Genomic DNA, 26,476 nt, shown 5'->3' on the forward strand with positions numbered 1-26,476 from the left:
CTTAGTTTGAGCCAGCTTGCTAAACTCATATTTCTAGCGACGCTCCTGTCGTGCAATATCAAATGCTAACTTCCTTTGCCTTACTCTTACTCTATTCTGAACATTTAACTCCATATACTCCTTATAATATTCCACAGCTTTATCATTATCCTTCAGCTCAGTATAGACTTCTGCCAACAATGCAGCGGCTTGTTCTAGCCTTTTTTTATCTTCCACATTTTTTGCAATTTGATAGCCGGCTTCAGCAAAGTTTTTAGCTTCTTTCAATTTACCTTTGTTAAGCAGTAACCGTCCATACAGTATTTTAGTTCCAGCTCTTAAAACATCCCAGCCATACTCTTCCACTTTCGGGTGCAACTCTCTAACTATTGCTTCAGCGCTTTCAATCTTGCCAGTTTCAATGCTTAGCTGCATAAGGCTGTAATCGATTGCGTAAGAAGCAAGTAAAATTTCTGCTTTGTCACAATAGCCTTTAGCGGTTAAGAGTCGATTTTCCGCCATCTTATAATTCTTAGTCAACAACTCAATAGCGCCCATCTCATACGACGCAAGACACATGGTTTCAGCATCTTTACTTTCATTGGCAAGGTTTATCGCCCTCCGTCCATACTCTAATGCAAACTCAAACAAGTCGGCATCTTTATATATACCTACCGCACTTATTAATACCTTTGATTTATAGCGGCTATGATTTAACTTCTCAATCAGATTTATTGATCGGTCAACAGCCAAAAAAGCCTTCACGCTTTCGCCTTTATGGTGATAAATTGATGATAACAACATTTGCTTTCTTGCATCATAATCTGGGCTTAACTTATTACTCTCAAGCTGCTCTAAAAGTGCCTGAGCTTTATCCACATCATTCATCATCAAAGTCAGGTGGGCATTCAGTAATCTATGATGCTGCTTTTCTACCTCCGTAAAATTATTTTTGTGCTGCCCGATTAACTCTAATCGCTCACGTGATACCGACAAGTCATTCAGAAGATTTTTTTCTATCTCTATTAATTCTGCTGTGTAATTTTTACTTTCCACTGCGTTCACCCCAGTTACACAGAGCAACATCATCAGTATTATCGCTAGTTTAAACATTGTGAATCCCTGGCTTTCTAACATTGTTTAATTATCCTTCTAAAACAGTACTTTTACAAACCCGTGCCTCTTCGTAGTTTTAAGGCTCTCTGTCTACTCTTATGGCTTCCACTAACTCTTTGTTAATATTCATTTTTCTAGCGGGAGGGACAACCAGTGTAGTATGTAAATTCAGATCTGAGTTTGGCAAGTCCACAAGCTTTACTTTATCCTTTCTGACCGAGTCTAGTGGCAAAAAAGCCGCTTCATATAGTATAAGTTCATGTTCTGGTGGGTACCAATGTAGCAGATATTCCACCAACACTTTTATATTTTTCTTGTGAGTTTTAAATGTTTTTGCCGTTAACTCTCCTGCTAGTGCAACCTGCCATAACAATAGGTAACTCACTACATTTGGTTGATGGCTGTAAAACAGAAACTGAGAAGCCTCGTAACTTTGAACCCCATAGCTTCCTGGATCGATACCTAAGTCTGAATAGAGACAGGCCTCTGCAGAAATTCCCGGCTCCATATAGGCAGAAAAACCTTCTTCTTGAGCCAATCTTATTGAGTTGTGCGGGACACAAGCAAAAACTCCAGCATGCCCATAAAATGCTCCGCAGACAACCTTACCTTTGCGAACCTCTTCCAGTATTCGTTCGCACATTTCGTTGTAAGATTCCATTCTATTCTTACCTTCCGAATAGTAGGGTTGCAAACTAATATGTTCTCGGCTGATACTATCTAACCATCTTTCAGCTATAGGGTGAGGCATTAGCGATAGCACGACATCAGCCTCTTCAACAATTCCTTTAGCTCGAACCGAGATGTGGCCTGCAAGCAACATCCCAGTACTTACGGCAATAAATGACCCTTTTTTTTTATTTGTCATCTTTCATTAGCATAATGATGTTGATACAAACTGCTTTAGCTCCTGTGAGCTTTTCTATTTCTTTTGTTTCTCCGGTCATCACAGCTTTTATTTCATTATCCTCCAAACCAAAGTCCTTCATAACGGCTTCTGGATTTTCGACATAGGATTGGTTCAGTTTTGGATCTTCCGATAGCTTAATGACAAATTCTTCAAACTTCTTTTTAGACATATTTATTCCTTAGTTTCCCTAAATAACGCCTTGTTTCAGGCCAAACTTCATAGTTATACCGTTGCGTAAAATAAAAAGCCAGCTAAAGCTGGCTTTTTATGATTAACTCTCTAACACTCTGAGAGCCTTATTCTGCATAGGTTTCCGTCGCCGGACAGCTACACATAAGGTTACGATCACCAAACACGTCATCAATACGGTTTGTGGTCGGCCAGAACTTGCTTAGTTTTGTTGCTTCAGACGGGAATACCGCTTCTGCAATCGAGTAAGGCTTATCCCAGTCACGTAAATCTGCTTGAGTGTGCGGTGCGTTTGTTAATGGGTTATTGTCTTTATCCCACTCGCCACTCGCGACCTTCTCAACTTCTTTACGGATTCGAATCATGGCATCAATAAAACGATCCAGCTCGTATTTCGATTCACTTTCCGTTGGCTCAATCATGAAAGTACCCGCAACTGGGAAGCTCATGGTTGGTGCATGGAAACCGTAATCCATAAGACGCTTAGCAAAGTCTACTTCGCTAATACCTGTTTCGTTTTTGATCTCACGCAAATCGATAATACATTCGTGAGCCACTTTATCGTTACGCCCAACGTATAACACTGGATAATGCTCAGAAAGCTTATTTTTCAAATAGTTAGCGTTTAATAACGCAACTTCTGTCGAACGACGCAACCCTACTTGACCTAACATTTTAATGTAAGCCCAAGAGATTGGTAGAATCAGACCACTGCCGTAAGGTGCCGCTGAAACAGCGTTATCACGCGCTTCAACACTATGGATCTTGCGGACTGAGTGGCCCGAGACAAACGGCGCCAAGTGTGACTTCACACCGATTGGCCCCATACCAGGACCACCACCACCGTGCGGAATGGCGAAGGTTTTGTGCAAGTTCAAGTGCGACACGTCTGAGCCGATATCCCCTGGACGCGAAATGCCAACCTGTGCGTTCATGTTAGCGCCGTCCATATAAACCTGACCGCCGTTTTCATGAATAATGTCACAGATATCTTTAATTTCTTCCTCATACACGCCGTGCGTAGAAGGATAAGTAACCATTAGTGCGGCTAAGTTGTCTTTCATCTCAACAGCTTTAGCTCGTAAATCCTCGACATCAACGTTACCGTTATCATCACATTTAACGATCACAACTTTCATGCCAGCCATCTGCGCAGACGCTGGGTTAGTACCGTGCGCTGAGCTTGGGATTAGACAGATATTACGGTGACCTTCGCCTTGGCTTTCGTGGTACTTCTTAATAGCAATCAAGCCCGCGTACTCGCCTTGAGCGCCAGAGTTTGGTTGCATTGATACAAAGTCGTAGCCGGTGATTTCTGCTAAATCAGCTTCTAGCTCTTTGATCATTTTAAGGTAACCGTAAGTTTGGTCTTCTGGTGCAAACGGGTGGATGTTTGCAAACTTTGGCCAAGTAATCGGTAACATTTCTGATGTCGCGTTTAGTTTCATGGTGCAAGAGCCGAGTGGAATCATGCCATGAACTAGCGAGAAGTCTTTGCTTTCTAAACGCTTGATATAACGCAACATATCCGTTTCAGAATAATAGTCGTTAAAAGTCGGGTGCGTTAAGAAGTCTGACTCACGGACTAGCTGCTGAGGAATTGAACTTTTCGCTTCGTCATCCAGCGCGAAAATATCTGCTTCCGTACCAGTAATCACTTCAATCAACTGCTCAATATCGGCTTGGTTCTTCGCTTCATCAATGGTGAAGCTGATCAAATCGCCATCGTAACGCAAGTTCACTAGCGCTTCTTTTGCGCGGTCTTGAATCGCTTCGATGTCTGAGGCACGGAAAGTGACGGTATCGAACCAATGGTCATTAACCACTTCTAAGCCTGCATTTACTACCGCAGAAGCCACGATCGACGCATAGCGGTTAATACGGTTAGCAATTGTGGTTAAACCTTTTTTGCCATGGTAAACCGCATAGAAGCTAGCAATGTTTGCTAAAAGAACCTGCGCCGTACAAATATTCGATGTCGCTTTTTCACGGCGGATATGCTGTTCACGAGTCTGCATCGCCATACGCAACGCATTGTTATCTCTAGTATCTTTAGAGACACCGATAATACGGCCAGGTAGCGAACGCTTAAACGATTCGCGCGTACCAAAGAAAGCTGCGTGTGGACCACCGAAGCCCATCGGAACACCGAAACGCTGAGCTGAGCCGAATACTACGTCCGCATCCATTTCGCCTGGTGATTTCAACATCACTAAGCTCATAATGTCAGAGGCAACGCAAGCGATTGCCTTTTTGTCGTGCAATTGTTTGATGATTGGCTCTAGGTCAATCACATCACCATGGACATCGGTGTAAGATAATAAAGCACCGAAAACATCGTGCTCAGCAGCTTCTGAGACAGGACCAATAATTAAGTCCCAACCGTAGTGCTCGGCACGAGTTTTAACCACGTCAATGGTTTGTGGGAAGGTCTTCTCATCAACAAAGAATGTATTCGACTTTTTGTTTTTTGAGGAACGCTTGGCAAGGCCCATAGCTTCTGCCGCTGCGGTCGCTTCGTCTAGTAGCGATGCACTAGCGAGCTCCATACCGGTTAAGTCCATGGTCATTTGTTGGAAATTCAATATAGCTTCCAAGCGACCTTGTGCAATTTCCGGTTGATAAGGCGTATAAGCCGTATACCAAGCAGGGTTTTCAAGCACGTTACGTAAGATAACGGTTGGCGTAACCGTATCGTAATAGCCCATGCCTATGTATGACTTAGCGATAATGTTTTCATCTGCAAGCGACTGTAAATAGTCTAGCGTGTCTTTCTCTGAACGAGACGCTTCTACATTAATCGGCTCTTTAACCTGAATTTTATGAGGTACCGCCTTCTCGACTAATTCGTCCAGCGATGACAACCCCAACTCTCCAAGCATTTCTTGGATCTCATTTTCACGAGGGCCTAAGTGGCGGCGGATAAAATCATCCGACTGCTGTAAATCTTGTAGCTTTATGTTTTGAAAACCTGTTTTATCAGTCATACTGGGCGCGACCTATAAATTTCAATTATGCCGTTTTGCATAAACTGTTTAATCGAAAAAGCCTCGAACATCTCGAGGCCCTTAAAATATCCCGCCAGTTACGACGGGGGATGAGCAGTTTTATCAGCTAACCCATCCTGTAATGAAGCATTAAACTTTATTAAAACTCGTTTCAATTGAGCTTAGGTTCAAGACTTCTTTACTAAACTTTATTGAGTTCAAAGCGAGGTAAATGCGTTGATAACGAGGCGACGTTTACTTAAAACTAAACGAGCTTGGTTATTGGTGCCTTTTACGGCGCTAAGAGGCAATAAGTTATTCGTCAGCAATTTCTTCCGCGTAATCGTCCGCTGACAATAATGAGTCAAGCTCTGATACGTCGGCTAATTGCATTTTGAACATCCAACCATCACCGTAAGGGTCGCTGTTTAGCAACTCAGGCGAGTCTTCAAGTTCTTCGTTAATCTCTGTGATAGTACCTGCTAGCGGTGCATAGATATCTGAAGCGGCTTTCACAGACTCAACAACTGCGATCTCGTCTTCAGCTTCTACTTCAGAGTCCACTTCTGGAACTTCTACAAATACTACGTCGCCAAGCAACTCTTGTGCGTGCTCAGTAATACCCACTGTTACTACACCGTCACCCTCATGGCGGATCCACTCGTGACTCGAAACATATTTTAATTCTGCTGGAATTTGGCTCATTGTCTCTTCCTCTTTAACCCCCGTCGCTTTGCGGGGCACCAAAAATTAGTCGTATTGTATATGAAACTTTGTCCCTGCCCAAGCCTTTCATGGCAACTGTCAGCTTGGTCAGGAATGGTAGGTGTCAGCGTACTCTTTGCTTGAGCACAACTGATACCTAACCTGCAAGGACTGGTTACTATTTAACCGCCTTTAAATCAATGACTTACCTTTTCTTACGAAGCCAGGCTTTACGACTTTCGCCGGAATTTGCTTCTTGCGAACTTGTACTAAAACTTCCTCAGCATCGAGGCTTCGCTGAACACGAGCGATGGCGATGCTCTTACTTGTTGTTGGCGACATAGTGCCAGAGGTCACAACACCAACAACTTCGTCATTCACTAGAACTTCTTGGCCTTCACGCATGATACCTTTGCCGTCTAACACTAAACCGATTAGCTTGTGCGGAATACCCGCTTCTTTTTGTGCTTCCAAAGCTTTGCGGCCAACAAAGTCACGATCTTCAGGTTCCCAAGCAACCGTCCAACCCATGTTAGACTCTAATGGCGTTACACTTTCATCCATGTCGTTGCCATAAAGGTTCATACCTGCTTCTAAACGCAAAGTATCACGTGCGGCTAGACCACAAGGCTTCACGCCTGCTGCAAGTAATTGATTCCATAGTTCAATCGCTTGGTTATCTGGGATCAGAATTTCAAAGCCATCTTCACCTGTATAGCCAGTGCGCGCCACGAATAGATCGCCTGCATAGGCCGCTGTGAATGGCTTAAGGTTTGACACTAACTCTTGATGCTCGTCACTAATTACTGACAATGTCTTTTCAACCGCTTGTGGCCCTTGAACGGCGATAATGGCAAGATCGATACGCTCTTCAACAGATACATTAAACTGCTGTGCAACATTTTCTAACCAAGCAAGATCTTTTTCACGCGTCGATGCGTTAACGATTAAGCGATAGTGTGCATCAGTTAGGTAATATGCGATAAGATCGTCAATAACGCCGCCATCTTCGTTTAACATAGCAGTATATAGCGCTTTACCAGACTCGGTTAGCTTCGCCACATCGTTCGCTAGAACGTACTGTAAGTACGGCTTGGCATCGCTACCTTTAATCTCCACAATGGTCATGTGAGACACATCGAACATCCCCGATGCTTCACGCACCGCAGTGTGCTCATCAATCTGCGAACCATAATTCAGCGGCATATCCCAGCCACCAAAATCAACAATGCGAGCTTCAGCATCAACGTGTGCTTGGTATAAAGGTGTTTTACTGCCCATAACGATAGCGTTCCTTAAACAATTCAACAAAAATAATGTTGCCCGATTATACAGGGTTCTAGAGACAAAAGAAGCCAGTTTGGGCGAGTCTGACCAGTGAAATTTTTAGGTGGTTAATTAACCTATTTAAAAGCTGTTACATTTCTAGGATTGAATCAGGAGGTTACGTTTCTTATACTCAACACATCACGGATATGGCGCAAATAGTTTGCCCATTAATAAGACACTGTTTTGACACTTTAAAGGATCTATTCCATGCCTAATTTTGTAAAACCCATTGGCAAAGAGCTGCTTTTTATTCTAGCCGTCATTATTTCCGCAGCACTCGCTAATTTGGTAGGTATTCCGGTACTGAGCTTGGGCTTCTTATCTTTGCTTATTTTTATTGGCGTATACAGCGCTAAGAAATATGAAAGAGCCAAGTCTACAACTATATCTCACTCTTCTTAATCAGCAGGAATACCGGAATAATACCGACTGCGACAAGCATAATGGCTGGTAAGGCGGTGGTTTCCCATTGCCCTTCGGAGCTGAGTTCATAGATTCTAATCGCCAAGGTGTCCCAGCCGTAAGTTCTTAAGATCAAGGTCGCAGGTAATTCTTTCATCACTTCGACGAAGACTAAAAGTAAGGCCGTTAAGACGCCGGGACGAAGTAGCGGAATATACACGCGGAAGAGTCGCTCGCGCTTTCCTGCTCCTAAGATTCCGGCGGTTTCAACAATACTCGACTTGATCTGTCCCATCGAGCTAGATAATGGGCCAAATCCTATTCTCAAGAAGCGAATAACATAAGCGAGCATTAAGGCGAATAGCCCCGTCGCTAACCATTGGCTTTGCTCGTTCACAATATCGGCAATCCAACTATCGATCACATTCAACACCATCATAATACCGACCGCCAGTACAGTCCCTGGAATGGCGTAACCTAATTGTGAGAACTCAGACATAACACCGCGTGTTTTTGTCTGCTTTTGTCTTTGTGACCAGACCATTACGCCAGCAACCACTAGCGTCAACACGGCCGCCATTATAGCCAAGGTAACGGTATTTAAGAGTAATTCGATAGTGCCTTCGGTGTGTTGCTCGAAACTGCTAATCGCCCATACCAACAGCTGTATCACTGGCAGAACAAAGCCTAGCGCAAAGACTGACCAAGCCCCAATTTGTGCAAGAAGCCCCCAAAGCCCACTTAGTTCTTGTCGATATTGCTTCAAAGCCGCGCCCGATTGCTCGTAGCGGCCTTTGCCTCGCCCCCACTTCTCTGCCATTACCGCTAGACTGACAAACAATAACAGTAAGCAAGCTAACTGTGCCGCAGTGTTGTGGCTATAGAAACCATACCAAGACTTATAGACTGCGGTGGTAAAGGTATTATAGTTAAAAATACTGACCGCACCGAAATCGGCTAGAGTTTCCATCAAAACAAGCGCTAAGCCTGCAACCCACGCAGGTCGCGTCAAAGGCAGCACTAGGCGCCAAAAGGCTGCAATCTTGCCGTAACCCAAGGTTCTCGCGCTTTCATAACTAGAGCGCCCTTTGCGCTGGAGTGCACTACGCATCAATAAATAGACATAAGGGTATAGCGTTAGCGTAAACACTAGTGCCACGCCAAACGGATTGCGCATATCGGGTAGCCAACCTATCCCCAAGCCCATCGAGAACAACAGTTTTTGCAAAGGCCCGCCGAAGTCTGTAAAACCGAGCAATACAAAGGCGAGAATATAGGGCGGTATCGCCAGCGGCAGCATCAAGCCCCACTGCAAAATGTTTCGCCCTCTAAAATCGTACATAACGATCAGCCAAGCTAAGCCAACACCTAGCAAAAAGCTGCCACTTCCGACTAATAGAATTAAGACAATGGTATTGCTGAAGAGCTCAGGAAGTTCGGTCTGCCATAAATGCGACCATAAGTCTGCTTCAACATTTGCCCAAGAGGCGACTAATGGAATCAGCGGTAAAACGCATATAACAAAAACAAGAAAGAGCAGTATGGCAGGTAGCCAACCGCTGAAACGCTGACGCCAGCGATTGCCGCTGGCGTCTTGATTACGAGATGATGCTAAGTTATTGGATTGCAATATTGCTATCTTTTACTTATAGCCCGCTCGGTCCATGACCTTAACCGCTTGTGGTTGCAGCTCGCCAGCTTTCGATAAATTCATTTCATCAGCTTTAAAACTACCCCAAGCTTCTACTTCTGGGACAGGCTTAATGGTTGGGTTTGCTGGATATTCCATATTGTGTCCAGCATACATTTGTTGCGCTTCAGCGCTTGAGAGCCATTCTATCAGCTTTGTCGCATTTTCGACATTAGAAGAATGCTTAGTGATACCCGCGCCTGAGATGTTGACGTGTACGCCACTTGTTTCTTGGTTTGGCCAAAATAGCGCTAATGGGATCTCAGGGTTTTCTTTCTCTAAGCGTCCAAAGTAGTAAGTATTTACAATACCCACATCACAGGCGCCAGCTTCGATCGCATTCATCACTTTTGTATCATTCGAGAAAGGATCTGTCGCTAAATTACCAACCCAGCCTTCGACAACTTGCTGTGCTTTTTCTTCGCCATAGCGCGCTACCAACATTGCCACTAGCGATTGGTTATAGACTTTTTTAGAGGTTCTTAAGCATAAGCGCCCTTTCCATTGCTCATCACCTAACGCTTCATAAGTGCTCAGTTCTTCTGGCTTCACGCGATCTTTGCTGTAGACAATAGTGCGCGCTCGTACGGTTAGACCAAACCACTCATTATTTGGATCTTGTAAGCTATCAGGGATGTTTTGCTCTAAAACGTCAGAGTTAATTGGCTGTAAAACACCTTGTTCAGTCGCTTGCCACAAGTTACCAGCGTCAACCGTCATCAAAATATCTGCAGGCGTGCGCTCGCCTTCTGCCTTGAGTCGACTAATTAACGGCGCAGCTCCATCGGTAATGTAGGCTACCGGAATACCGGTTTCTTTGGTGAATTGCTCGAAGAACGGCTTAATTAAATGCTCTTTGCGCGAAGAGTAAACAACGATTTCTTGTTGTGTCGCTTCTTTTTTTGCCACTGTTGACGCTTGTTGCTCTGGTTGTTTCGCCTGCTCTTTTTCCACAGTTTGCTCAGAATCGCCACAGGCGCTTAAGGCTAAGGCCACCGCAGACGCGACTAACCATGTATTGATCGTTTTCATTATTTAAATCCTAGGATTGACCTATAGATGTGCAATACATGAATGATAATTATTACCATTTGTAATTTCAAGTAGAGTTTTATGACAATAAGGATTATTTTCAGAAGTCGCTAAAGCCCCATCGCTTTTTGGATCAGCTTTTGCTTTAGTAACGGGTGTTTATCGGTCAAAGCAAGGCCATAACTTCGCGCCATTTGGATTAGCGGAACCTCTTGCTCGAATAAGCGCTTAAAGCCCTGCATCGCCAACTGCATCGCTTTTATTTCTGACTTTCTGGCCCGTTCGAAAGGTCGTAAACAGCGCTGCAAACCAATATCCGCACCTTTTTGCAAAGAATTTTTGATCGCTGTTGCGAGCTCGACAGCATCACTAAATCCTAGATTTACGCCCTGTCCCGCTAGCGGATGAATAGTGTGTGCGGCATCGCCAATCAACGCCAAGCGATGCGCAACCATGGTTTCTGCGCTACGTTCAATCAGTGGAAAAGCCACGGGTTTAGTGGCTAAGCTGACTTCACCAAGGGTCGACTCAAATGCTTGGCTAAGACGCGCTGCAAATGCTTCATGCCCTAAGGCTAAAAGCTCATCAGCATAGTCCTCATCCACCGACCAAACGATGGAACAATAATGCGCATCGGCTAAAGGCAAAAAGGCTAAAGGGCCATGGTGGTCAAAGCGCTGCCAAGCCGTTTGCTGGTGTGGTTTTTCTGTTTTAACCGCGCAAACAATAGCTTTATGCCCATACGGCTTTTGCTCTTGTCCGACACCACTCGCTTTGCGTAGCCATGAAAAAGCACCATCGGCGGCGACTAATAAGCGTGCTGTAACTTGTCGGCCTGATTCGAGTTCGAGTTTGGCATAATCCTGCTGATAATCCACGCTTACACACCGCTCTGGGCACAACCAACCCAGCTGACGCTCGCGCTCAATGGCCTGGAAAAGGCTACGGCGCAAAACACGGTTCTCGACAATGTGGCCAAGATTCTGCTGCGCAATTAAACTTGCATCAAACTCAATCTTGCCTCGACTCGACTCTCCATCCCACACGAACATCCGTTGATAAGGTGCTTTTTCATGTTGGCCGATAAAATCCCAAGCATTAATTTGCTTAAAGAGTCTTTCGCTGGCTCGCGTAATAGCACTCACTCTTTGCCCGATGGAATCTTCTGGCCAATCGCTTTCGACCGCTTTCGGATCAATCACGGCAACCTTGATATTCTGCTCTAAGAGTAAGCCTGCCAAAGACAAGCCAACCATACCACCACCGACAATGATGACCTCATAGTCCACGTTTACTGTGCTGTTATTCGAAGCAGGCATTGATCTCTTCCTGGATTTTTTCTGGATTCTTTAAAAGATACGCCAGAAGCTTAGGCATCGGCAGCTGTTGAATGCCTTCAATTCCTAAGTGTTTACGATAGCTCTGGATATTGTCCACCAACTCAGTGGTTTTCTGCTGCACACTCGCCGAGTCGAACTCAAACTCCTGCTCCGGCATAATGCTCACCGCCAATTCCGCGCCCAATTCGTCACCTAAGCGCTCGGCAACACCCTGCCATGCCAGAAACTCAAGCTCGAGTCGCTCTTTATTTTTACGGTTTAACTCAGTCTTCTCTTGCTGATCCAAGTCGCTAATCTCGTGCATTAAATTTGCGGTTTTACACATAATTAAGGCTGTATATCCGTCTGCAATAGCACGATTACAGTAGGGCTGGGCTTTCTGTAAACTTTCTTTATCGCCTTTTAAATACAAACGGTAGGCTAAGCGTACATTCGCCATCGAGTCGCCCGCTTCTGCCATATCTTCTAAATCTTCTAGCGCGTAATAATCGTAATCCGAGCGTTTCTTTACGTCCAAACTACCGCGTGAATACTCAGTTTCAAAATAACCACGTGTATTGGCCCAAGCCTTAACCTCAGCTATAAAAGCAGTGGATTCATAACTATTACCTGAGGGATACCAATCATTATATTGATTGGCAAGCTGACACACTTTTTTGTCATCAGCGTCGTCTTTTTTGGCGACTTTTTCTTTTGGCTCCGTCTCTTTATCTTTAACAGGCTGAGTCACTGATAGTTCGCTAGTAGCGGGTTCTTTATCCTTTTTGGTTAAACTCACCTTCTGCTCGCTGGTGATCTCAGGCGTAAGCTCTGCCGGCGTATCGTTCTCGGACCACAAGCTAACTGCTAGGTAGAATAGTCCCACAACACAAAGCGCCAAGCCGATAATGATTTTATTCGTCATTAGCCGCTAACTCACTGTTTTTAAAGCCAAAGCCCATCGCTTGTTGGGCAAAAATAGATTTCGCGCTTGGCACAATATCCATAGCTTTTAATAATAGATTTCTGGTTAATGATAATGGTGCCCAATCGTTGCTAAAGAGACGCGCCAGGCTTTCCGTGACCCACAGGGTTTGCTCACGATCTGACTGTCGCAAGCTTTGATACTGGTTAAGCACATGGAAATCGCCGTAATCCTCAGCGCCTGACAACAGTTCAGACAATACCGATATATCGCGCAGACCTAAGTTAAAGCCTTGTCCCGCTATCGGATGTAAAGACTGTGCAGCATTGCCAACCAATACACAGCGCCCGCGGACTAAGGTTTCCGCCTTGCTTTGCACTAGTGGAAAGCTTTGTCTTTTACCCACTTTGGTTATTCGTCCAAGACGCGCGCCAAAGGCATGCTCCAATTCCTTAGCGAACTCGTTCTCCGGCATCGACACATAATGCTCAGCCTGATGCTGTGGCTTCGACCAAACCAGAGCCATTCGCTGGCGACTGAGCGGCAATAAAGCCAAGGGGCCGTCGGCTGTAAATCGCTCAAACGCTTGATTGCGGTGAGGTAGCTGGGTGCTAAGATTGCACACCACAGCGGCAGTCTCAAAATCACGTTGCTCACTGTCTATGTGCAATTTTTGACGCAACGGCGAGCGCGCACCATCGGCTAGCACCACCAGTTGCGTTTCAACGGTCTCAGCCTGACCATCAATCTCAACAGTCAGTTCGGCACCATCATGACTCTGCGAGAGCTCTAATACTTTGGCCGGCGCTACATAATCAATATATTCGGCTTGTTTGGAAAAAGCCTGATGTAACACTTTGCCCAGTTGCCAATTCTCAATTACCGCACCTAATTGCTCGACATCACACTCTTCGGCAGCGAGTCGGGCAAAGCCAATATGCCCTTGCTCAGAGACATGGATTGTCTTGATTGCTTCGCTGACACGCGCGATTTCTTCTGCGATGCCTAGATTGGCTAAAATATTAAGCGATGCTTTAGAAAGCGCCACGGTTCTGTCGTCAAAGCTTGGTTGCGACTGCTCGCTTAGGGCAAAAGCTTCAAACACGACACAAGCTATGCCTCGCTTAGCAAGCGCCAGAGCTAAGCTGGCGCCAGCCATACCACCGCCGACAATCGCTACTGGGTAAGAATCCTTCATGCTTGTCATCTTATGCTTTCGCCATCAGCGCCTCTATGTCTTGGCGTGTTTTAGGCACATCCTTCGACAAAATATCGTAGCCCTTACTGGTTACCAACACATCGTCTTCGATACGAATACCAATGCCGCGCCACTTTTTGGCAATGTTATGACCATTAACGCGCGTCATGTCTTCAGGGATATAAAGCGCAGGCTCCACCGTCAACACCATACCCGGCTCCAACACGCGCGGTGCACCGTGTAGGTGGTAATCGCCGACATCATGCACATCGAGCCCAAGCCAATGTCCTGTCTTATGCATATAAAACTCACGGTAAACACCGCGTTTTATTAAATCTTTTGGCTCACCTTTTAGGATCTTTAAATCGACCAACCCTTGGGTTAGAACTTCTACCGCTTTATTGTGGATATGATCCCAGTGATTACCCGGTTTGACCATTTCTATCGTCGCCAACTGCGCCGCAAGCACCACATCATACAGCGCCGCTTGTGCTTCGCTATATTTGCCATTAACCGGAATGGTGCGACTGATATCGGCCGCATAGTGTTCAAACTCACCACCGGCATCGATCAGCAGTAACTCGCCATCCTTCATCTCGTCGGCATTTTCAATGTAGTGCAGTATATTCGCATTATCGCCAGAAGCGATGATCGATGGGTATGCCGGATAGCGGCAGCCACCCTTAGCGAAGTGATAGTGCAACACCGCTTCCATCTCGCGCTCTGTCTTGCCAGGCGCACAGGCTAACATTAATTCTTTATGCGCTTTTGCCGAGGTTTTAGCAGCATGGCGCAAACGCTGAATTTCTGCAGATGACTTAACCAACCTCATGTCATGCAAGTGATGACCAATATCAATCAGCTCACCCGGCGAGGCGGTTCGTTTGGCCGGCGAGGTCATTAACTCGCTACGCCACTCCATAACCTTATGATCAAACTCCGAATTAGCGCCAAGCGCAAAGTAAATTCGTTCACGCCCTTCCATAAGTCCTGGCAAAATGTCATCAATATCATCGATCGGAAACGCATCATCAGCACCTAGCTCATTAATAGCGCCTTCTTGCCCTAACCGACGGCCATGCCAGCGTTCTTGAGTTTTGTCTTTTTCCCGATTAAAGAGGATAAACTCTGCTTGCTTGCGACCTGGAATCAGCACCATCACTGCGTCCGGTTCATTAAAGCCGGTTAAGTACCAGAAGTTATTGTCCTGACGGAACGGATAGTTGACGTCGTGGCTGCGCACCTTTTCTTCGGCGGCCGGCAATATAGCGATGGAGTTTGGCCCCATCCACTGCATTAATTTTTTACGTCGAGCGGCAAAGTTAATGGCTTTCATAGAGACTTGTTTTCAATGCTCCAGTTTTAATGAACCTGTTTTTGTTCTGATTTTACGGTGGCTTCGGGCTGATTCGCTTGAAACAATATCAGTCCTGACATTTTGATGTGCTCGCATACGGTCATAAATGCCTTTTCCATTTCGTTATCCTCGGAGTCCACGCCCTCGAAGTCGATTCTCGCGATTTCACTGATGTCCTGTAGCGCTTCTTTAGCTTCGCCTTCAAGCTCCTTAGCGTTAGTGTTTTTCACTAAACCATAGCCAGTTAAATAGCCCTGGCACCAATCACCAATGGCTGAAGCGCGTTGTTCTAATGGATAGTCGTCTTCCGGGCGAATCAGGTCGATGGAGAAAGAGTCGGCCTGATAGTCTTTCTGACTGAAGGCGATTAGTTGTTCTAATCCTTCAAGAGCTGGCTCCGGCAGTGGCTCTCCTGAGGCTAAAAACTCGCTCATGTGCTGCTTCCAACGCTCAGTTTCCACCACAAATCCACGACCTAACAAACCGTGTATCATTCCTGCTAATTGGGACGGCGTTAAGTCTGGGAAAAAATCCTGGCACAACTCGCTTACTTGGGTGTAATTCATAATAGCTATTTACGGTAAATTCGTTCAATTTTGGCATTAGTGTAACGTTTGTTCGCCCTAAAACCCAGTTTCTGTGCGAAAGTTAGCGCAGAAGTCGCCAACCGGTTATCGTTGCCATTGATTATTGATTGACCAGCCCCATACAGAACCTTATAGTATACTTTAACAAAATTAGGTAACTTGCTATGAAAGATAGTCAATTTGAACAATTAGAACAGAAAATTGACGCCTTATTGGCGCGTTTTCATACGATTGATAATGAAAATAAGCAATTACGCCAGCAGATCAGTGAACTAAGAATCGAAAAAGATCGATTACACAGTCGTAATGAATCGGCTCGTAAGCAAATCGACGTTATGATCTCACGTTTGAAATCAATCTAAACGCACCAGGCATAATAATTATATTAACAGCAAGTTAAATAAACTTTGACGGTGGAATCCTGTGATACTTCTATCATAGGAGAATTGATAGTAGAGAATGGCTAACAAGATGGCTAAATCAAATGCAACTCCAGTGAATATCACGATATTGGGGAAAGAATTTCAAGTTGCGAGTCCCGAAGACGAGCATCAAACACTGTTGCAGGCAGCGAACTTCCTTGATAAAAGAATGCGTGAAATTCGCTCCGCAGGTAAAGTTCTTGGCTTAGAGCGTATTGCCGTTATGGCCGCTTTAAACCTCAGCTATGAGCTTTTGAACAAACCGAGCACAGATACTGATTCCAACGCTGAATTTGAGCAACGCATAGAACTACTGAACGAAAAAATTGACGATGCGCTCAAACAAAGCGAGCAAATAGGGCTGACGGACAACCCTTGATTTTGTTATACTGGCTTTGCCTGGGCTGTTCGTCAGTAGTGACCGTCCTCGAGCCGATAATTGTTATTTAGGGATTCCTCAATGTAGGTGTTGTGCAAGTCCGCTTAGACCGGAAAGCCTGATCTTACACATGGTTTCCCCCCTTGAAACTCCGGGTTTCAGGGCTATTACCTACAACGGCAGTCTGGGTTTTTATGAATAACCTCATACTACAAAAAACGTACATTAGAACTAGAATAAAGCATGAGCGTCAAAATCTAACCTCTCCTTTTATGCAGCGTGCTGCGATTGCGATCCTAGGCCATATTTCACAAGCTAAACTCATCGAAAATCACCAACATATTGCTTTTTACCTGCCTATCGGTGGGGAAGTTAGTTGTATGCCTATTATTGAGTACGCCCTGTCGCAAGGAAAAAACTGTTACATTCCAAAGATTAACACCACAAAAGCTCGCACTATGGACTTTTTGCCTTATACAGGTCAGGATTCGGTTAAAAAAGGTGCTTATGGTATTTATGAGCCGGTTGGTGATGCTACTGAAGCGGTAGCTCCGTCGAAGCTTTCGCTAGTATTTATGCCTTTAGTCGCCTTCGACAGCAAAGGCAATCGTCTCGGCATGGGTGGCGGTTATTACGATACTTTCTTTGCTAATCTCAGCAAAAAGAAACGCCCCGAGCTAGTTGGGTTAGCCTATAACTTCCAAAAAGTCCCTGAAATTCCTACAGAAAAGTGGGATTTAGCGATGGATGCTGTGGTCACACCCAATCATTTCCTTCGTTTTAGCGACTAATTGTTCGCTTGATGGGATCGCTTTGGCCGAGCCCTACACTTTGTTTTGTCATAAGTATATACTTGCATCATCGACAACCCAACACAGTTAAATTATGGCCTATTGGTTAATGAAGTCTGAGCCAGATGTATTTGGCATCGAGCATTTAAAAGCGCTACCGAATAAAACCGATCACTGGGATGGCGTGCGTAATTATCAGGCGCGCAATATGATGCGCGATGAAATGAAAGTCGGTGATCAAGTCTTCTTCTATCACTCTAACTGCAAACCACCAGCCATCGTCGGCATCATGGAGGTGACAAGAGAAGGTTATGTTGACCATACCGCTTTTGATCCCGATGAGAAATATTATGATCCTAAAAGTAACCCCGATAAACCACGTTGGTACATGGTGGATGTTAAGCACGTCCGTGATTTAAAACGTGAAATCCCACTCGACGAACTCAAGACCTACCCAGAATTGTCTGATATGCGCTTAGTGCAGAAAGGTAATCGCTTGTCGATTATGCCAGTAGCAAAAGATGAGTGGGACTTTATTTTAAGCATTGAGGACGATAAGGCATGACACAAGACGAACTAAAAGCATTAGTCGGTAAAGCGGCTGTCGAATATGTCGAAGAAGGCAGTATTGTTGGCGTTGGAACTGGCTCAACGGTCAATTACTTCATTGACGAGCTGGCAACCATAAAACATAAAATCCAAGGCGCGGTTTCAAGCTCTGAAGCATCGACTGAGCGTCTAAAGTCACATGGGATCGAAGTTTTCGAGCTTAATGACGTCGATAGAATCCCTGTGTACGTTGATGGTGCTGACGAGTCGAATCACCTATTACAGCTAGTCAAAGGTGGTGGCGGCGCTTTAACCCGCGAAAAAATTATTGCAGCGGTCGCAGATAAGTTCATTTGTATTGCTGACGAATCGAAATTGGTTCCTCGTCTTGGCGAATTTCCGATCCCAATTGAAGTGATCCCAATGGCGCGTAGCTATGTCGCACGAGAAGTTGTAAAACTTGGCGGTGATCCTGTCTACCGTACTGGCTTCACTACCGACAATGGCAATGTTATTCTTGACGTGCATGGCTTTGAAATTAATGAGCCGATAAAACTGGAAAGACTGCTAAATAATATCGTCGGTGTGGTCACGAACGGACTTTTTGCTGAGCGCGCTGCGGATGTATTATTACTCGGTAAACAAGACTCTGTTGAGACACTAACTCGCTAGAACTTATACCGTCATACACGTTAGCTTGACACAGGCGTATGCACCAAGAGATAAAGCCCCGTAGGAAACTAGAGTTCTGCGGGACTTATTTTTAGACTAACTATGAATACTGTACTTATCCATCAGGCTATATAAAGTTGGACGAGTCAGCCCCAGCAATTTAGCGGCCTGTGAAATATTTCCGTCTGCCAACACTATTGCTCGTTGTATCGCGCGAGTTTCAGCGGCTTCTCTGACTTGTCGTAAATTCAGAGGCATTTCACGCAACTGCGCCTCTTCGAGCTGCAAGTCCTCTGCGGTAATTTGCGTGCCTTCCGACATAACCACCGCACTTTTAATTTTATTTTCTAGCTCTCGAACATTGCCTGGCCAAGAATAGGCTTCCATCGCTTGTACAGCGTCTTTAGTGAAACTACGGATATTTCGACCAAACTGCTTATTAAATTTACTCAGCATGGTACGAGCTATCAGCACCACGTCTCCATCTCGCTCTGCCAAAGGTGGTATTTGGATATTGATCTCGTTAAGTTTATAAAACAAATCTTCTCGAAATTTTCCTTCGCTGACATATTGCTCCAAATCACCATTAGCCGAACAGATAAGCCTTAAATTAATTGGTAACGCTTCACGACTACCAACACGCTCAACCCTCCCATCATTCAAAGCACGCATTAGCTTAGTCTGTAGGGACATTGTCATCATTTCGACTTCATCAAGATAAAGCGTGCCATCATTAGCTTCTTCAATCTTCCCTTTGCTACTGGCGCCTTCCTCTGAAAACCCTGAGGCTTCGTAGCCGAATAGCTCTGTTTCTAACAAATTTTCCGGAATAGCAGCGCAATTTAAATAAACAAAAGAGCCTTCGCTTCGTTTACTTAGACTGTGCACGGCGCGCCCTAACACTTCCTTACCAGTACCACTGTCGCCTTCAAGCATAACGTTAAGATCCGTTGGTGCGACTTTCTCAATTTTCTGGCAAGCGGCTAACATCTTGGGCGACGTCGCTACAATGCCATGAAAACGCATATTTTCGTTGCGCCTATAGATTCGGCTTTCTTCTTCTAAGTTCGCAAGTTCAAAGGCACGATTAATAATCAGTTTTAGTTCATCAGGCAAGATCGGCTTGTGATAATAATCATAAGCACCCAACTCGATCGCTTTCATCGCAACTTCACGCTCATCGTTACCCGTGACAACAATGACCTTAGAAGAAGGTGATAGATTGAGTATTTCACTAAGTAACTCTAGGCCTGCACTGGCGTTTGCAGGATCCGGCGGTAGGCCCAAATCAAGAGTGACCACTTTAGGTTGGAAACGGCGAAGCTCAGCGAGCGCAGAATCTTTTCCTTCAGCAAGTACTACATGATATTCATCGAGCGACCACTTTAGTTGCTTCTGCAAGCCTTTATCATCTTCTATGACTAATAATTCTGGTTTACTCTGTGCCATTATGTCCTTCCTTCTCTCCATTAGGAGAATCTAAAATCGCGATACAATGCGTGCCCTGATTCAATTCGCTATGGATTATTAAATCACCACCGAAGCTTTGTAGCAAATACCGGCACTGATAGACTCCGATGCCAATCCCTGCATTGCCCTTAGTCGTGGCGAATGGCTTGAATAACTGTTTACGCATGAAGTCACTATCCATACCGGTGCCCTTATCATAGATATGCCAGTGAACTTGATTGTTTTTAAGCTCGACATGGTGCGTCACCAAACTATCTTTATCGCTAGCTTCAAGGCCATTTTGGTGCAGGTGTTGGATCACATTGAGCAACGCATCTTTTTCGGCGATGACTTTTACCTTTGGAATGCTTCCAGTCCAATTCAACCTATCTGCAGTTTTTCTAAAATTAGCAACAACATCCTCTAAATCACAAACCTTTTTGAGGTCCGATGTAGAGCGACCACGCTTTAACTGGTTAAGCATTTTGTTCAAGCGTTGTGTCGCACTGGTAACCGTTTCAAAAGTATCATCAATAAACTCTGGATTGTCTCGATAGCGCTCAGCATTATGCGTAATCAGCTCTAATTGTGCAGTGACGTTTTTAATGTCGTGCACCACGAAGGCCGATAGTCGATTAAAAGCATCAAAATGCTGTTGTTCGTAAATTTGGGTCGTTGCTTCGAACATCGCCAGATAACTCGCCATTTGTAGACCAGCAGCTTTTAACAAGTCATGGTCTTCCCAGTTCAAAATAGGCTTACTAAAACTCGCTGCAAGGCCGACGATTCCGATCAGTTCATCGTTGCGTCGTAAAGGGATAAATATACGGTGGTTATCAAACAAAGGATCGCTCAAGTCGAGCTCTAAGCCGCGATACATATCTGGGTTTTTCTGGTATTCATGGACATCTATCACCCAGTTGGTCTCGTCAATAAAGCGACTCAAACTTTCAGGTAATTGATAACTCATGTCCTTCGAAAGGGGCAGCTCCCAGTGGTCGACATAGCCAAAACTACCATTACGTAGGCTCCATAATTTACCCGCTGGGCTATCAATAATGTTGGCAATGGCTTTTATCGATAATTGGTAGTAATTGCCTGTGACATTGGCTTCATCAAGCGCCCGGTTAAACCGTATCCAACTTTCTCGATAGTCATATTTATAAGCGGAGAACAATTTGCGATAGAGTATCTTGAGCTGTCCAAAAAAACGTTTTTTATATGCCAGTAATACAAAGCCAACACCCGCCGTTAATAAAAATGCTAATGCCAGCTCCGCATTTTTAGTGACCATGCCAATTAAGATATAACCGACTACAGCTATCCAGCAGTAAATGGCAAATATATTCAGGCCACTTTCTGGGCGGTATCGCGGTAATGACTCATTTAACTGAAAGCGGCTATGCTCTATCCCTTGTAGGTGCACTATGGCAAAACTAATGGCAAGCGAAGTGACTATCGATCGGGCAATATCAAGCACCTCGGGACTTCGCGTCTCATCCAACATGAAAAGCAACATGCAAAAGAGATCCCAGACCAATATAAAGCCTATCGAGCCGGCCAAGGTTGCGATTTCTTTACGGTAAGTTTCCGAGAACTGATTGCCTGCAAGCTCCACTAAATGCAACAATAGAAGTAAAACTAGCCCTGCAAAGCCTGGGTTAATCAAACTTCCTAGCTCTTCTGGTCCGTACATTTGATAGGCGAGCCACAACCCCAGTACGGCACACACACCGACATTAAGCCACAGATGCAGCCGGGCAAACTTCCACATAAAAAGTGCTAAGGTAGTAAAGAAACCAAACAGTCGAACCCACTCAAGCATCCAAAAAGGAAGCTGTAACTGCTCTTCAAATAGTTTGGCAGCACTCCAGAAGGCTAGCGAGAAAGCGATGACCAATAAAGGCCAGAATAAGGCAATACGTCGCCAGCGAACTAGCGTAAGAATTAAAAGATAGACGGCCAGAATAATACTGGCAATAAAACCTGCCATGGCAAATTGCTTGTTAGAATGAGTCTTTGTTATAAAAGAAATAGGCCTAAAGATCCACTCTTAGGCCTTAAAAATCAAGTAATTAGTTAGCTTTGAGGTGTTCTAGACTAGATGGCGGTTGCTGCTTGGTGAATCTCAACAAACTCTGTTAGCGACTCAACGGATTCAAATACTTCACCGGATAACTCATCATCCGGAATTTCAATCCCAAAATCTTCTTCAATTTGCATTAAGATCGACACAATCGCCATTGAATCGAATTCTGGTAGGTTACCAATAAGCTGAGTATCGGCCGAGAGCTCTCCCTCCGATAGCGATAGCGTATCGCTTAATAACTCGATCATTTTATTGATATTTACTTCGTATGCCATCAGGCATTCTCCTCAAGTAAAGGCATTTAGCACCACAAACATAGCCTTTACGGCCTCAATGGCGGCAAATTGTAGCAAAAACAACCCACGCACACACCTTTTTTGTCGCTCTATCTGAATAAAATAAATAAACACTTTCTATCGTTTTTGTCTTTTGATTAAATGAACTCATCAGACCTATCAATACTTAACTAGAGACACCTCAGAGACCTGTTATGTCAGCCCATACGTCATTTAACAAACAAGATTTGAAAGTATTATTGCTAGAAGGGGTTCATCCCGTGGCCGAAGATATCTTCCGCCAGGATGGATATGAGAATGTGACTTACCATAAAACGGCTTTATCCGAATCCGAACTCCTTGAAGCCATTAATGATTACCACTTTATCGGGATTCGCTCACGAACTCAACTGAGCGACAAGGTGCTTTCATCAGCGAAGAAATTGGTCGGCGTCGGTTGTTTCTGTATCGGTACCAACCAAGTCGATCTGGTGGCTGCGCAAAACCGTGGTATCCCTGTTTTCAATGCCCCTTACTCTAATACTCGCAGCGTCGCCGAACTTGTTTTAGGCGAAATGATTATGCTGTTACGCGGTATTCCAGCGAAAAATGCTGCTGCGCATCGCGGTGAGTGGCTAAAAACAGCCGCCTTATCTAATGAAGCTCGTGGCAAGACCCTTGGTATTATTGGTTATGGACATATCGGCACCCAGCTGGGTATTCTTGCCGAAGGCATTGGCATGAAAGTGCGTTTTTTTGATATCGAGAATAAGTTGACTCTGGGTAATGCAGAGCAAGTCACTGAGCTTAATGAATTGCTCGCTCATTCCGATGTGGTTAGTTTACACGTTCCTGAAACTGAACAAACTAAAGGCATGATGGGGCAAAGCCAGATCGCACAAATGAAACCTAATAGCATTCTTATCAATGCTTCGCGTGGTACTGTGGTGGATATCGATGCCCTCGCCAATGCTTTAGAAAACAAACATTTAGCAGGTGCTGCAATTGATGTTTTCCCCACCGAACCCAAATCTAACAGCGAAGAGTTTCAATCGCCACTGCGTGCCTTTGATAATGTCATCTTAACGCCGCATATCGGCGGTAGCACACAGGAAGCCCAAGAAAACATTGCCATTGAAGTTGCCGACAAACTGATAAAATACAGTAACAATGGCTCAACGATGTCGGCGGTAAATTTCCCACAGGTTTCATTACCCGAACATGATAAACGCCATCGTATTTTGCATATTCATAAGAATAGACCAGGCGTTTTGATGCAAATTAACCAAATATTGTCTGATAACGACGTCAATATTTCAGGCCAGTACCTACAAACTCAAGGCGAGCTTGGGTATGTAGTCACCGATATTGAACAGGGCTCTAGCCAAACTGCGCTAGAGAAAATGCGGGATATCGAGGGGACTATTCGAGCACGTGTTCTTTATTAGATAAGCATTAGACTTTTAGCCGCTACCAGATTCGGTGGCGGTTAATCCCCTAGTTTAATTGGTAATACACTGTGTCCGTGACACCTGTAATACGCTCATCATTAGCCAACAACTGTCTCAGCACCACTTCTTCATTTTCGCTGTATTCATGGCATTGCTGATTAGCATCCAACCAACTGACAGGCCGCTGTACCAAGGCGTAACCCTGTAACTCCGTGTAAGCCAAGGTATTATCCTCGAGTTTTAGCACTAATCCTGCGAGCGCATTTGCATATGTAGCTCCATTACAGCCAGGCTCTATGTAATAACGTTTAAGGTGACTCTGTGCCAATCTTCCTTGGGGGGTGACCGTAAAAAGATAACCATAAGCACTTTTAGCGGTTAATCGACTGCCTTCACTTTCTATGCCGACTAATTTACCGACCATTCCCTGCTCGCTGTAGATCCCTTCGTTTTCACTAGCTGCAGTACTGACATTATTACCTACATGCTCTGTCAGAAGCTTTGCTACGCTTTCCGATTGCTTTTCAATCTTATCGCTTAAACGCCTTTCGCCTTCACCGCTTTCAGCGGTTAGCTGAGCGATTTTCTGATACAAACCTTGTTGCTCAGCAGTCAGCTCTGAGGTTTTATAAAGTAACCAGACAATTCCGGAGGTCAGCACCATTAATAGCACGATAAAAATAGAACTGATTAAGCGGTATTGTTTAAATGAGGTTTTGAATAGCTGCTTGAGATAATCCGTCTGGCCTTTCACTTCCTGCAAGACTTGCTGTTGCTTATCACTTTTTGCGATTTCATCCAGCATCCGCTTGCCATAGTGAATCGTATCGCGGCGCAAGTCGTCGGTAGCTTTACGGACTTTGTTCGATAGCTGCGGAGAGAATTCGTTTTCGAGGAATGATTCCAACCATACTCTGAGCTTTTCATCGGATGTTGGCTGTAAAATGTCCTCACGCACTTCTTCAGCAGAAGCTTGCCCTGAGATTGCTCCCCATAGATTCAGCTTAATCAGTGCTTCTTCTACTTCTTCAGCGGATAATTCTTTTGGTAATACGCCCTCGGCACCCAATTCCTTTGCTTCACGGTAATATTCCTCGCCACTTCTAGCAGTAAACATCATTATCGGAATATCTTTTGATCGCGAGTCTTCCTTGATTTCTTTGATGGTTTCAAAGCCGTCCTTGCCGGGCATGGCTTGATCCATAAAGATAACGTCTACGGAATGACGCGCTAAGTATTCTAAAGCCGCATCACCTGACTTGGCATGAATACCTTCAATATTATAATTGGACAGAATTTTAGCCAGGACCATAAAGGCAGTCCTGGAGTCATCCACGATTAACGCTCTTTTAGTCATATCTACCCCCATAGATACTGTTCCTAAGTACTTCTTCTTAGTACTGCTCCTAAAATACGGCTCCTTCTCTAGCGCGAAGTAAGATACCAGTTGTTTGAATTTTGTTCTTAGATATTTCTACAGTATATGGTGTGGGTCACGTAAAAAGTGCGGTTATCGTTATTTTATTTATGTTTTTTTAGGTTTATTAATCAAGTAGCCATAAAAAAAGCCAGCAATAAGCTGGCTTTCATAGTAACAGAAGCGATTATTTCACGCGAGGGTCTAGTTTTCCCGCTTTATAATCCGCCGCCATTTGCTCCATGTTAATTGGAGTAATCTTAGAAGCGTTACCAGCTGTGCCGAATGCTTCGTAACGTGCTTTACAGATAGCCTGCATTGCGTCTTGTGCTACTTTGTTGTATTTACGTGGGTCAAATTCTTTAGGGTTATGCTTTAAGAATTTACGAACCGCACCAGTCGCAGCCAAGCGTAAGTCTGTATCAATGTTCACTTTACGTACACCGTGCTTGATACCTTCTTGAATTTCTTCAACCGGTACACCGTAAGTTTCGCCTAGGTCACCGCCATACTCATTGATAACTTTTAGCCAATCTTGTGGTACTGACGACGAGCCATGCATTACTAGGTGTGTATCTGGAATACGCTCGTGGATTTCCTTAATGCGCTTAATCGATAATACATCGCCTGTTGGTGGACGTGTAAACTTGTAAGCGCCGTGTGAAGTACCAATAGCGATTGCTAACGCGTCAACACCTGTGTCTTTTACAAACTGAGCGGCTTCTTCTGGGTCAGTTAATAATTGATCCATACTTAAAACGCCTTCTGCGCCAGAGCCGTCTTCTTCGCCAGCCATACCTGTTTCAAGTGAGCCTAAGCAACCTAATTCACCTTCAACCGAAACACCACAAGCGTGCGCCATATCAACCGTTAGCTTAGTTACACGAGCGTTGTACTCGTAGCTTGCCGGTGTTTTCATGTCTTCTTCAAGCGAGCCATCCATCATCACTGATGAGAAGCCAAGTTGAATCGACTGCTGACATACTGCTGGTGAAGAACCATGATCTTGGTGCATACAAACAGGAATGTGTGGGAATTCTTCGATGGCCGCTAAAATTAAGTGGCGCAAGAAGTTTGAACCAGCATACTTACGCGCGCCAGCTGACGCTTGAACGATAACAGGGCTGTCTGTTTCATCTGCTGCCTGCATCACTGCACGCATCTGTTCTAGGTTGTTGACGTTAAATGCCGGAATACCGTAGCCATGCTCTGCAGCGTGGTCCAGTAGTTGGCGCATTGTAATTAGTGCCATCTTGT

The 26,476-nt window shown here is 44.7% G+C and carries 25 protein-coding genes and 1 other RNA gene; 8 read left to right on the forward strand and 18 right to left on the reverse strand.

Features of this window, described 5'->3' with window-relative positions; genetic code table 11:
- Positions 1 to 33: 33 nt before the first annotated feature.
- From DL796_RS03175 to gcvT, 6 genes are all read right to left on the reverse strand, one after another.
- Positions 34 to 1,116 (reverse strand): tetratricopeptide repeat protein, encoded by a 1,083-nt coding sequence (locus DL796_RS03175; RefSeq protein WP_110199901.1) that lies wholly within the window; start codon positions 1,114 to 1,116, stop codon positions 34 to 36.
- A 55-nt stretch (positions 1,117 to 1,171) separates the two neighbouring features.
- On the reverse strand, positions 1,172 to 1,963 hold the full coding sequence (locus tag DL796_RS03180) for an SAM-dependent methyltransferase (RefSeq protein WP_110199903.1): 792 nt from the start codon (positions 1,961 to 1,963) through the stop codon (positions 1,172 to 1,174).
- Positions 1,953 to 2,174, reverse strand: a complete 222-nt coding sequence (locus DL796_RS03185) for a hypothetical protein (RefSeq protein WP_110199905.1) — start codon at positions 2,172 to 2,174, stop codon at positions 1,953 to 1,955. The genes DL796_RS03180 and DL796_RS03185 overlap by 11 nt, the downstream gene beginning before the upstream one ends.
- A 127-nt stretch (positions 2,175 to 2,301) precedes the next feature.
- Positions 2,302 to 5,181, reverse strand: coding sequence for an aminomethyl-transferring glycine dehydrogenase (gene gcvP / locus DL796_RS03190; RefSeq protein ID WP_110199907.1), 2,880 nt, complete (start codon positions 5,179 to 5,181; stop codon positions 2,302 to 2,304).
- A 315-nt stretch (positions 5,182 to 5,496) separates the two neighbouring features.
- Complete coding sequence (gene gcvH, locus DL796_RS03195) at positions 5,497 to 5,886, reverse strand: glycine cleavage system protein GcvH (RefSeq protein ID WP_110199909.1); 390 nt, start codon at positions 5,884 to 5,886, stop codon at positions 5,497 to 5,499.
- A gap of 192 nt (positions 5,887 to 6,078) precedes the next feature.
- Positions 6,079 to 7,167: a glycine cleavage system aminomethyltransferase GcvT gene (gcvT, locus tag DL796_RS03200; protein ID WP_110199911.1), complete on the reverse strand. Its 1,089-nt coding sequence runs from the start codon at positions 7,165 to 7,167 to the stop codon at positions 6,079 to 6,081.
- Between the two features lie 255 nt (positions 7,168 to 7,422).
- On the opposite strand from gcvT, the gene DL796_RS03205 reads away from it, so the two are divergent.
- On the forward strand, positions 7,423 to 7,617 hold the full coding sequence (locus DL796_RS03205) for a hypothetical protein (RefSeq protein ID WP_110199913.1): 195 nt from the start codon (positions 7,423 to 7,425) through the stop codon (positions 7,615 to 7,617).
- Here DL796_RS03205 and DL796_RS03210 read toward each other — a convergent pair.
- The 7 genes from DL796_RS03210 to DL796_RS03240 all read right to left on the reverse strand — a co-directional run bounded on the left by DL796_RS03210 (position 7,598) and on the right by DL796_RS03240 (position 15,704).
- Positions 7,598 to 9,247: an ABC transporter permease gene (locus tag DL796_RS03210; RefSeq protein WP_227592947.1), complete on the reverse strand. Its 1,650-nt coding sequence runs from the start codon at positions 9,245 to 9,247 to the stop codon at positions 7,598 to 7,600. The two genes, DL796_RS03205 and DL796_RS03210, sit on opposite strands and share 20 nt — an antisense overlap.
- A gap of 12 nt (positions 9,248 to 9,259) precedes the next feature.
- Positions 9,260 to 10,339 carry a Fe(3+) ABC transporter substrate-binding protein gene (locus DL796_RS03215; RefSeq protein ID WP_110199915.1) on the reverse strand — a complete coding sequence of 360 codons (1,080 nt, stop codon included), beginning with the start codon at positions 10,337 to 10,339 and terminating at the stop codon, positions 9,260 to 9,262.
- A 110-nt stretch (positions 10,340 to 10,449) separates the two neighbouring features.
- Positions 10,450 to 11,658 (reverse strand): UbiH/UbiF/VisC/COQ6 family ubiquinone biosynthesis hydroxylase, encoded by a 1,209-nt coding sequence (locus tag DL796_RS03220; protein WP_110199917.1) that lies wholly within the window; start codon positions 11,656 to 11,658, stop codon positions 10,450 to 10,452.
- The gene (locus DL796_RS03225) at positions 11,642 to 12,583 is read right to left on the reverse strand and encodes a hypothetical protein (protein ID WP_110199919.1); all 942 of its coding nucleotides are present in this window, start codon (positions 12,581 to 12,583) and stop codon (positions 11,642 to 11,644) included. Before DL796_RS03225 ends, DL796_RS03220 begins: the two co-directional genes overlap by 17 nt.
- A complete protein-coding gene (gene ubiH, locus DL796_RS03230; RefSeq protein WP_227592948.1) occupies positions 12,573 to 13,790 on the reverse strand; it encodes a 2-octaprenyl-6-methoxyphenyl hydroxylase in 1,218 nt (405 codons plus the stop codon). The genes DL796_RS03225 and ubiH overlap by 11 nt, the downstream gene beginning before the upstream one ends.
- A 1-nt stretch (position 13,791) precedes the next feature.
- Complete coding sequence (gene pepP, locus DL796_RS03235) at positions 13,792 to 15,117, reverse strand: Xaa-Pro aminopeptidase (protein WP_110199920.1); 1,326 nt, start codon at positions 15,115 to 15,117, stop codon at positions 13,792 to 13,794.
- 26 nt (positions 15,118 to 15,143) lie between these two features.
- A complete protein-coding gene (locus DL796_RS03240) occupies positions 15,144 to 15,704 on the reverse strand; it encodes a UPF0149 family protein (protein WP_110199922.1) in 561 nt (186 codons plus the stop codon).
- A gap of 185 nt (positions 15,705 to 15,889) precedes the next feature.
- Between DL796_RS03240 and zapB the strand changes: the two genes are divergently transcribed.
- The 6 genes from zapB (at position 15,890) to rpiA (ending at position 18,538) form a co-directional block, all read left to right on the forward strand.
- Positions 15,890 to 16,087: a cell division protein ZapB gene (gene zapB, locus DL796_RS03245; RefSeq protein ID WP_110199924.1), complete on the forward strand. Its 198-nt coding sequence runs from the start codon at positions 15,890 to 15,892 to the stop codon at positions 16,085 to 16,087.
- 97 nt (positions 16,088 to 16,184) lie between these two features.
- Positions 16,185 to 16,526, forward strand: a complete 342-nt coding sequence (locus tag DL796_RS03250; RefSeq protein WP_227592950.1) for a cell division protein ZapA — start codon at positions 16,185 to 16,187, stop codon at positions 16,524 to 16,526.
- Positions 16,527 to 16,540: 14 nt separating this feature from the next.
- Positions 16,541 to 16,721, forward strand: a non-coding RNA gene (gene ssrS / locus DL796_RS03255) — 6S RNA.
- Positions 16,721 to 17,317: a 5-formyltetrahydrofolate cyclo-ligase gene (locus DL796_RS03260; RefSeq protein ID WP_110199926.1), complete on the forward strand. Its 597-nt coding sequence runs from the start codon at positions 16,721 to 16,723 to the stop codon at positions 17,315 to 17,317. Before ssrS ends, DL796_RS03260 begins: the two co-directional genes overlap by 1 nt.
- Before the next feature lie 94 nt (positions 17,318 to 17,411).
- Positions 17,412 to 17,882, forward strand: coding sequence for an EVE domain-containing protein (locus DL796_RS03265; protein ID WP_110199928.1), 471 nt, complete (start codon positions 17,412 to 17,414; stop codon positions 17,880 to 17,882).
- Positions 17,879 to 18,538 carry a ribose-5-phosphate isomerase RpiA gene (gene rpiA / locus DL796_RS03270; protein ID WP_110199930.1) on the forward strand — a complete coding sequence of 220 codons (660 nt, stop codon included), beginning with the start codon at positions 17,879 to 17,881 and terminating at the stop codon, positions 18,536 to 18,538. The genes DL796_RS03265 and rpiA overlap by 4 nt, the downstream gene beginning before the upstream one ends.
- Before the next feature lie 96 nt (positions 18,539 to 18,634).
- On the opposite strand, the gene prsR is transcribed toward rpiA, so the two are convergent.
- From prsR to DL796_RS03285, 3 genes are all read right to left on the reverse strand, one after another.
- On the reverse strand, positions 18,635 to 19,987 hold the full coding sequence (gene prsR, locus DL796_RS03275; protein ID WP_110199932.1) for a PEP-CTERM-box response regulator transcription factor: 1,353 nt from the start codon (positions 19,985 to 19,987) through the stop codon (positions 18,635 to 18,637).
- A complete protein-coding gene (prsK, locus tag DL796_RS03280) occupies positions 19,974 to 21,980 on the reverse strand; it encodes an XrtA/PEP-CTERM system histidine kinase PrsK (protein WP_110199934.1) in 2,007 nt (668 codons plus the stop codon). Before prsK ends, prsR begins: the two co-directional genes overlap by 14 nt.
- A 107-nt stretch (positions 21,981 to 22,087) precedes the next feature.
- A complete protein-coding gene (locus DL796_RS03285; protein ID WP_110199936.1) occupies positions 22,088 to 22,351 on the reverse strand; it encodes an acyl carrier protein in 264 nt (87 codons plus the stop codon).
- A 215-nt stretch (positions 22,352 to 22,566) separates the two neighbouring features.
- Between DL796_RS03285 and serA the strand changes: the two genes are divergently transcribed.
- Complete coding sequence (gene serA / locus DL796_RS03290; protein WP_110199938.1) at positions 22,567 to 23,799, forward strand: phosphoglycerate dehydrogenase; 1,233 nt, start codon at positions 22,567 to 22,569, stop codon at positions 23,797 to 23,799.
- Between the two features lie 49 nt (positions 23,800 to 23,848).
- Here the strand turns inward: serA and DL796_RS03295 are convergent, their stop codons facing one another.
- Together DL796_RS03295 and fba are read right to left on the reverse strand one after the other, a co-directional pair.
- The gene (locus DL796_RS03295; protein WP_170114203.1) at positions 23,849 to 25,159 is read right to left on the reverse strand and encodes a response regulator; all 1,311 of its coding nucleotides are present in this window, start codon (positions 25,157 to 25,159) and stop codon (positions 23,849 to 23,851) included.
- Between the two features lie 247 nt (positions 25,160 to 25,406).
- On the reverse strand, positions 25,407 to 26,471 hold the full coding sequence (gene fba, locus DL796_RS03300; RefSeq protein ID WP_110199942.1) for a class II fructose-bisphosphate aldolase: 1,065 nt from the start codon (positions 26,469 to 26,471) through the stop codon (positions 25,407 to 25,409).
- Between the last annotated feature and the right edge of the window lie 5 nt (positions 26,472 to 26,476).

It is taken from the genome of Kangiella spongicola, assembly GCF_003194565.2.
Taxonomy (GTDB): Bacteria; Pseudomonadota; Gammaproteobacteria; order Enterobacterales; family Kangiellaceae; genus Kangiella; species Kangiella spongicola.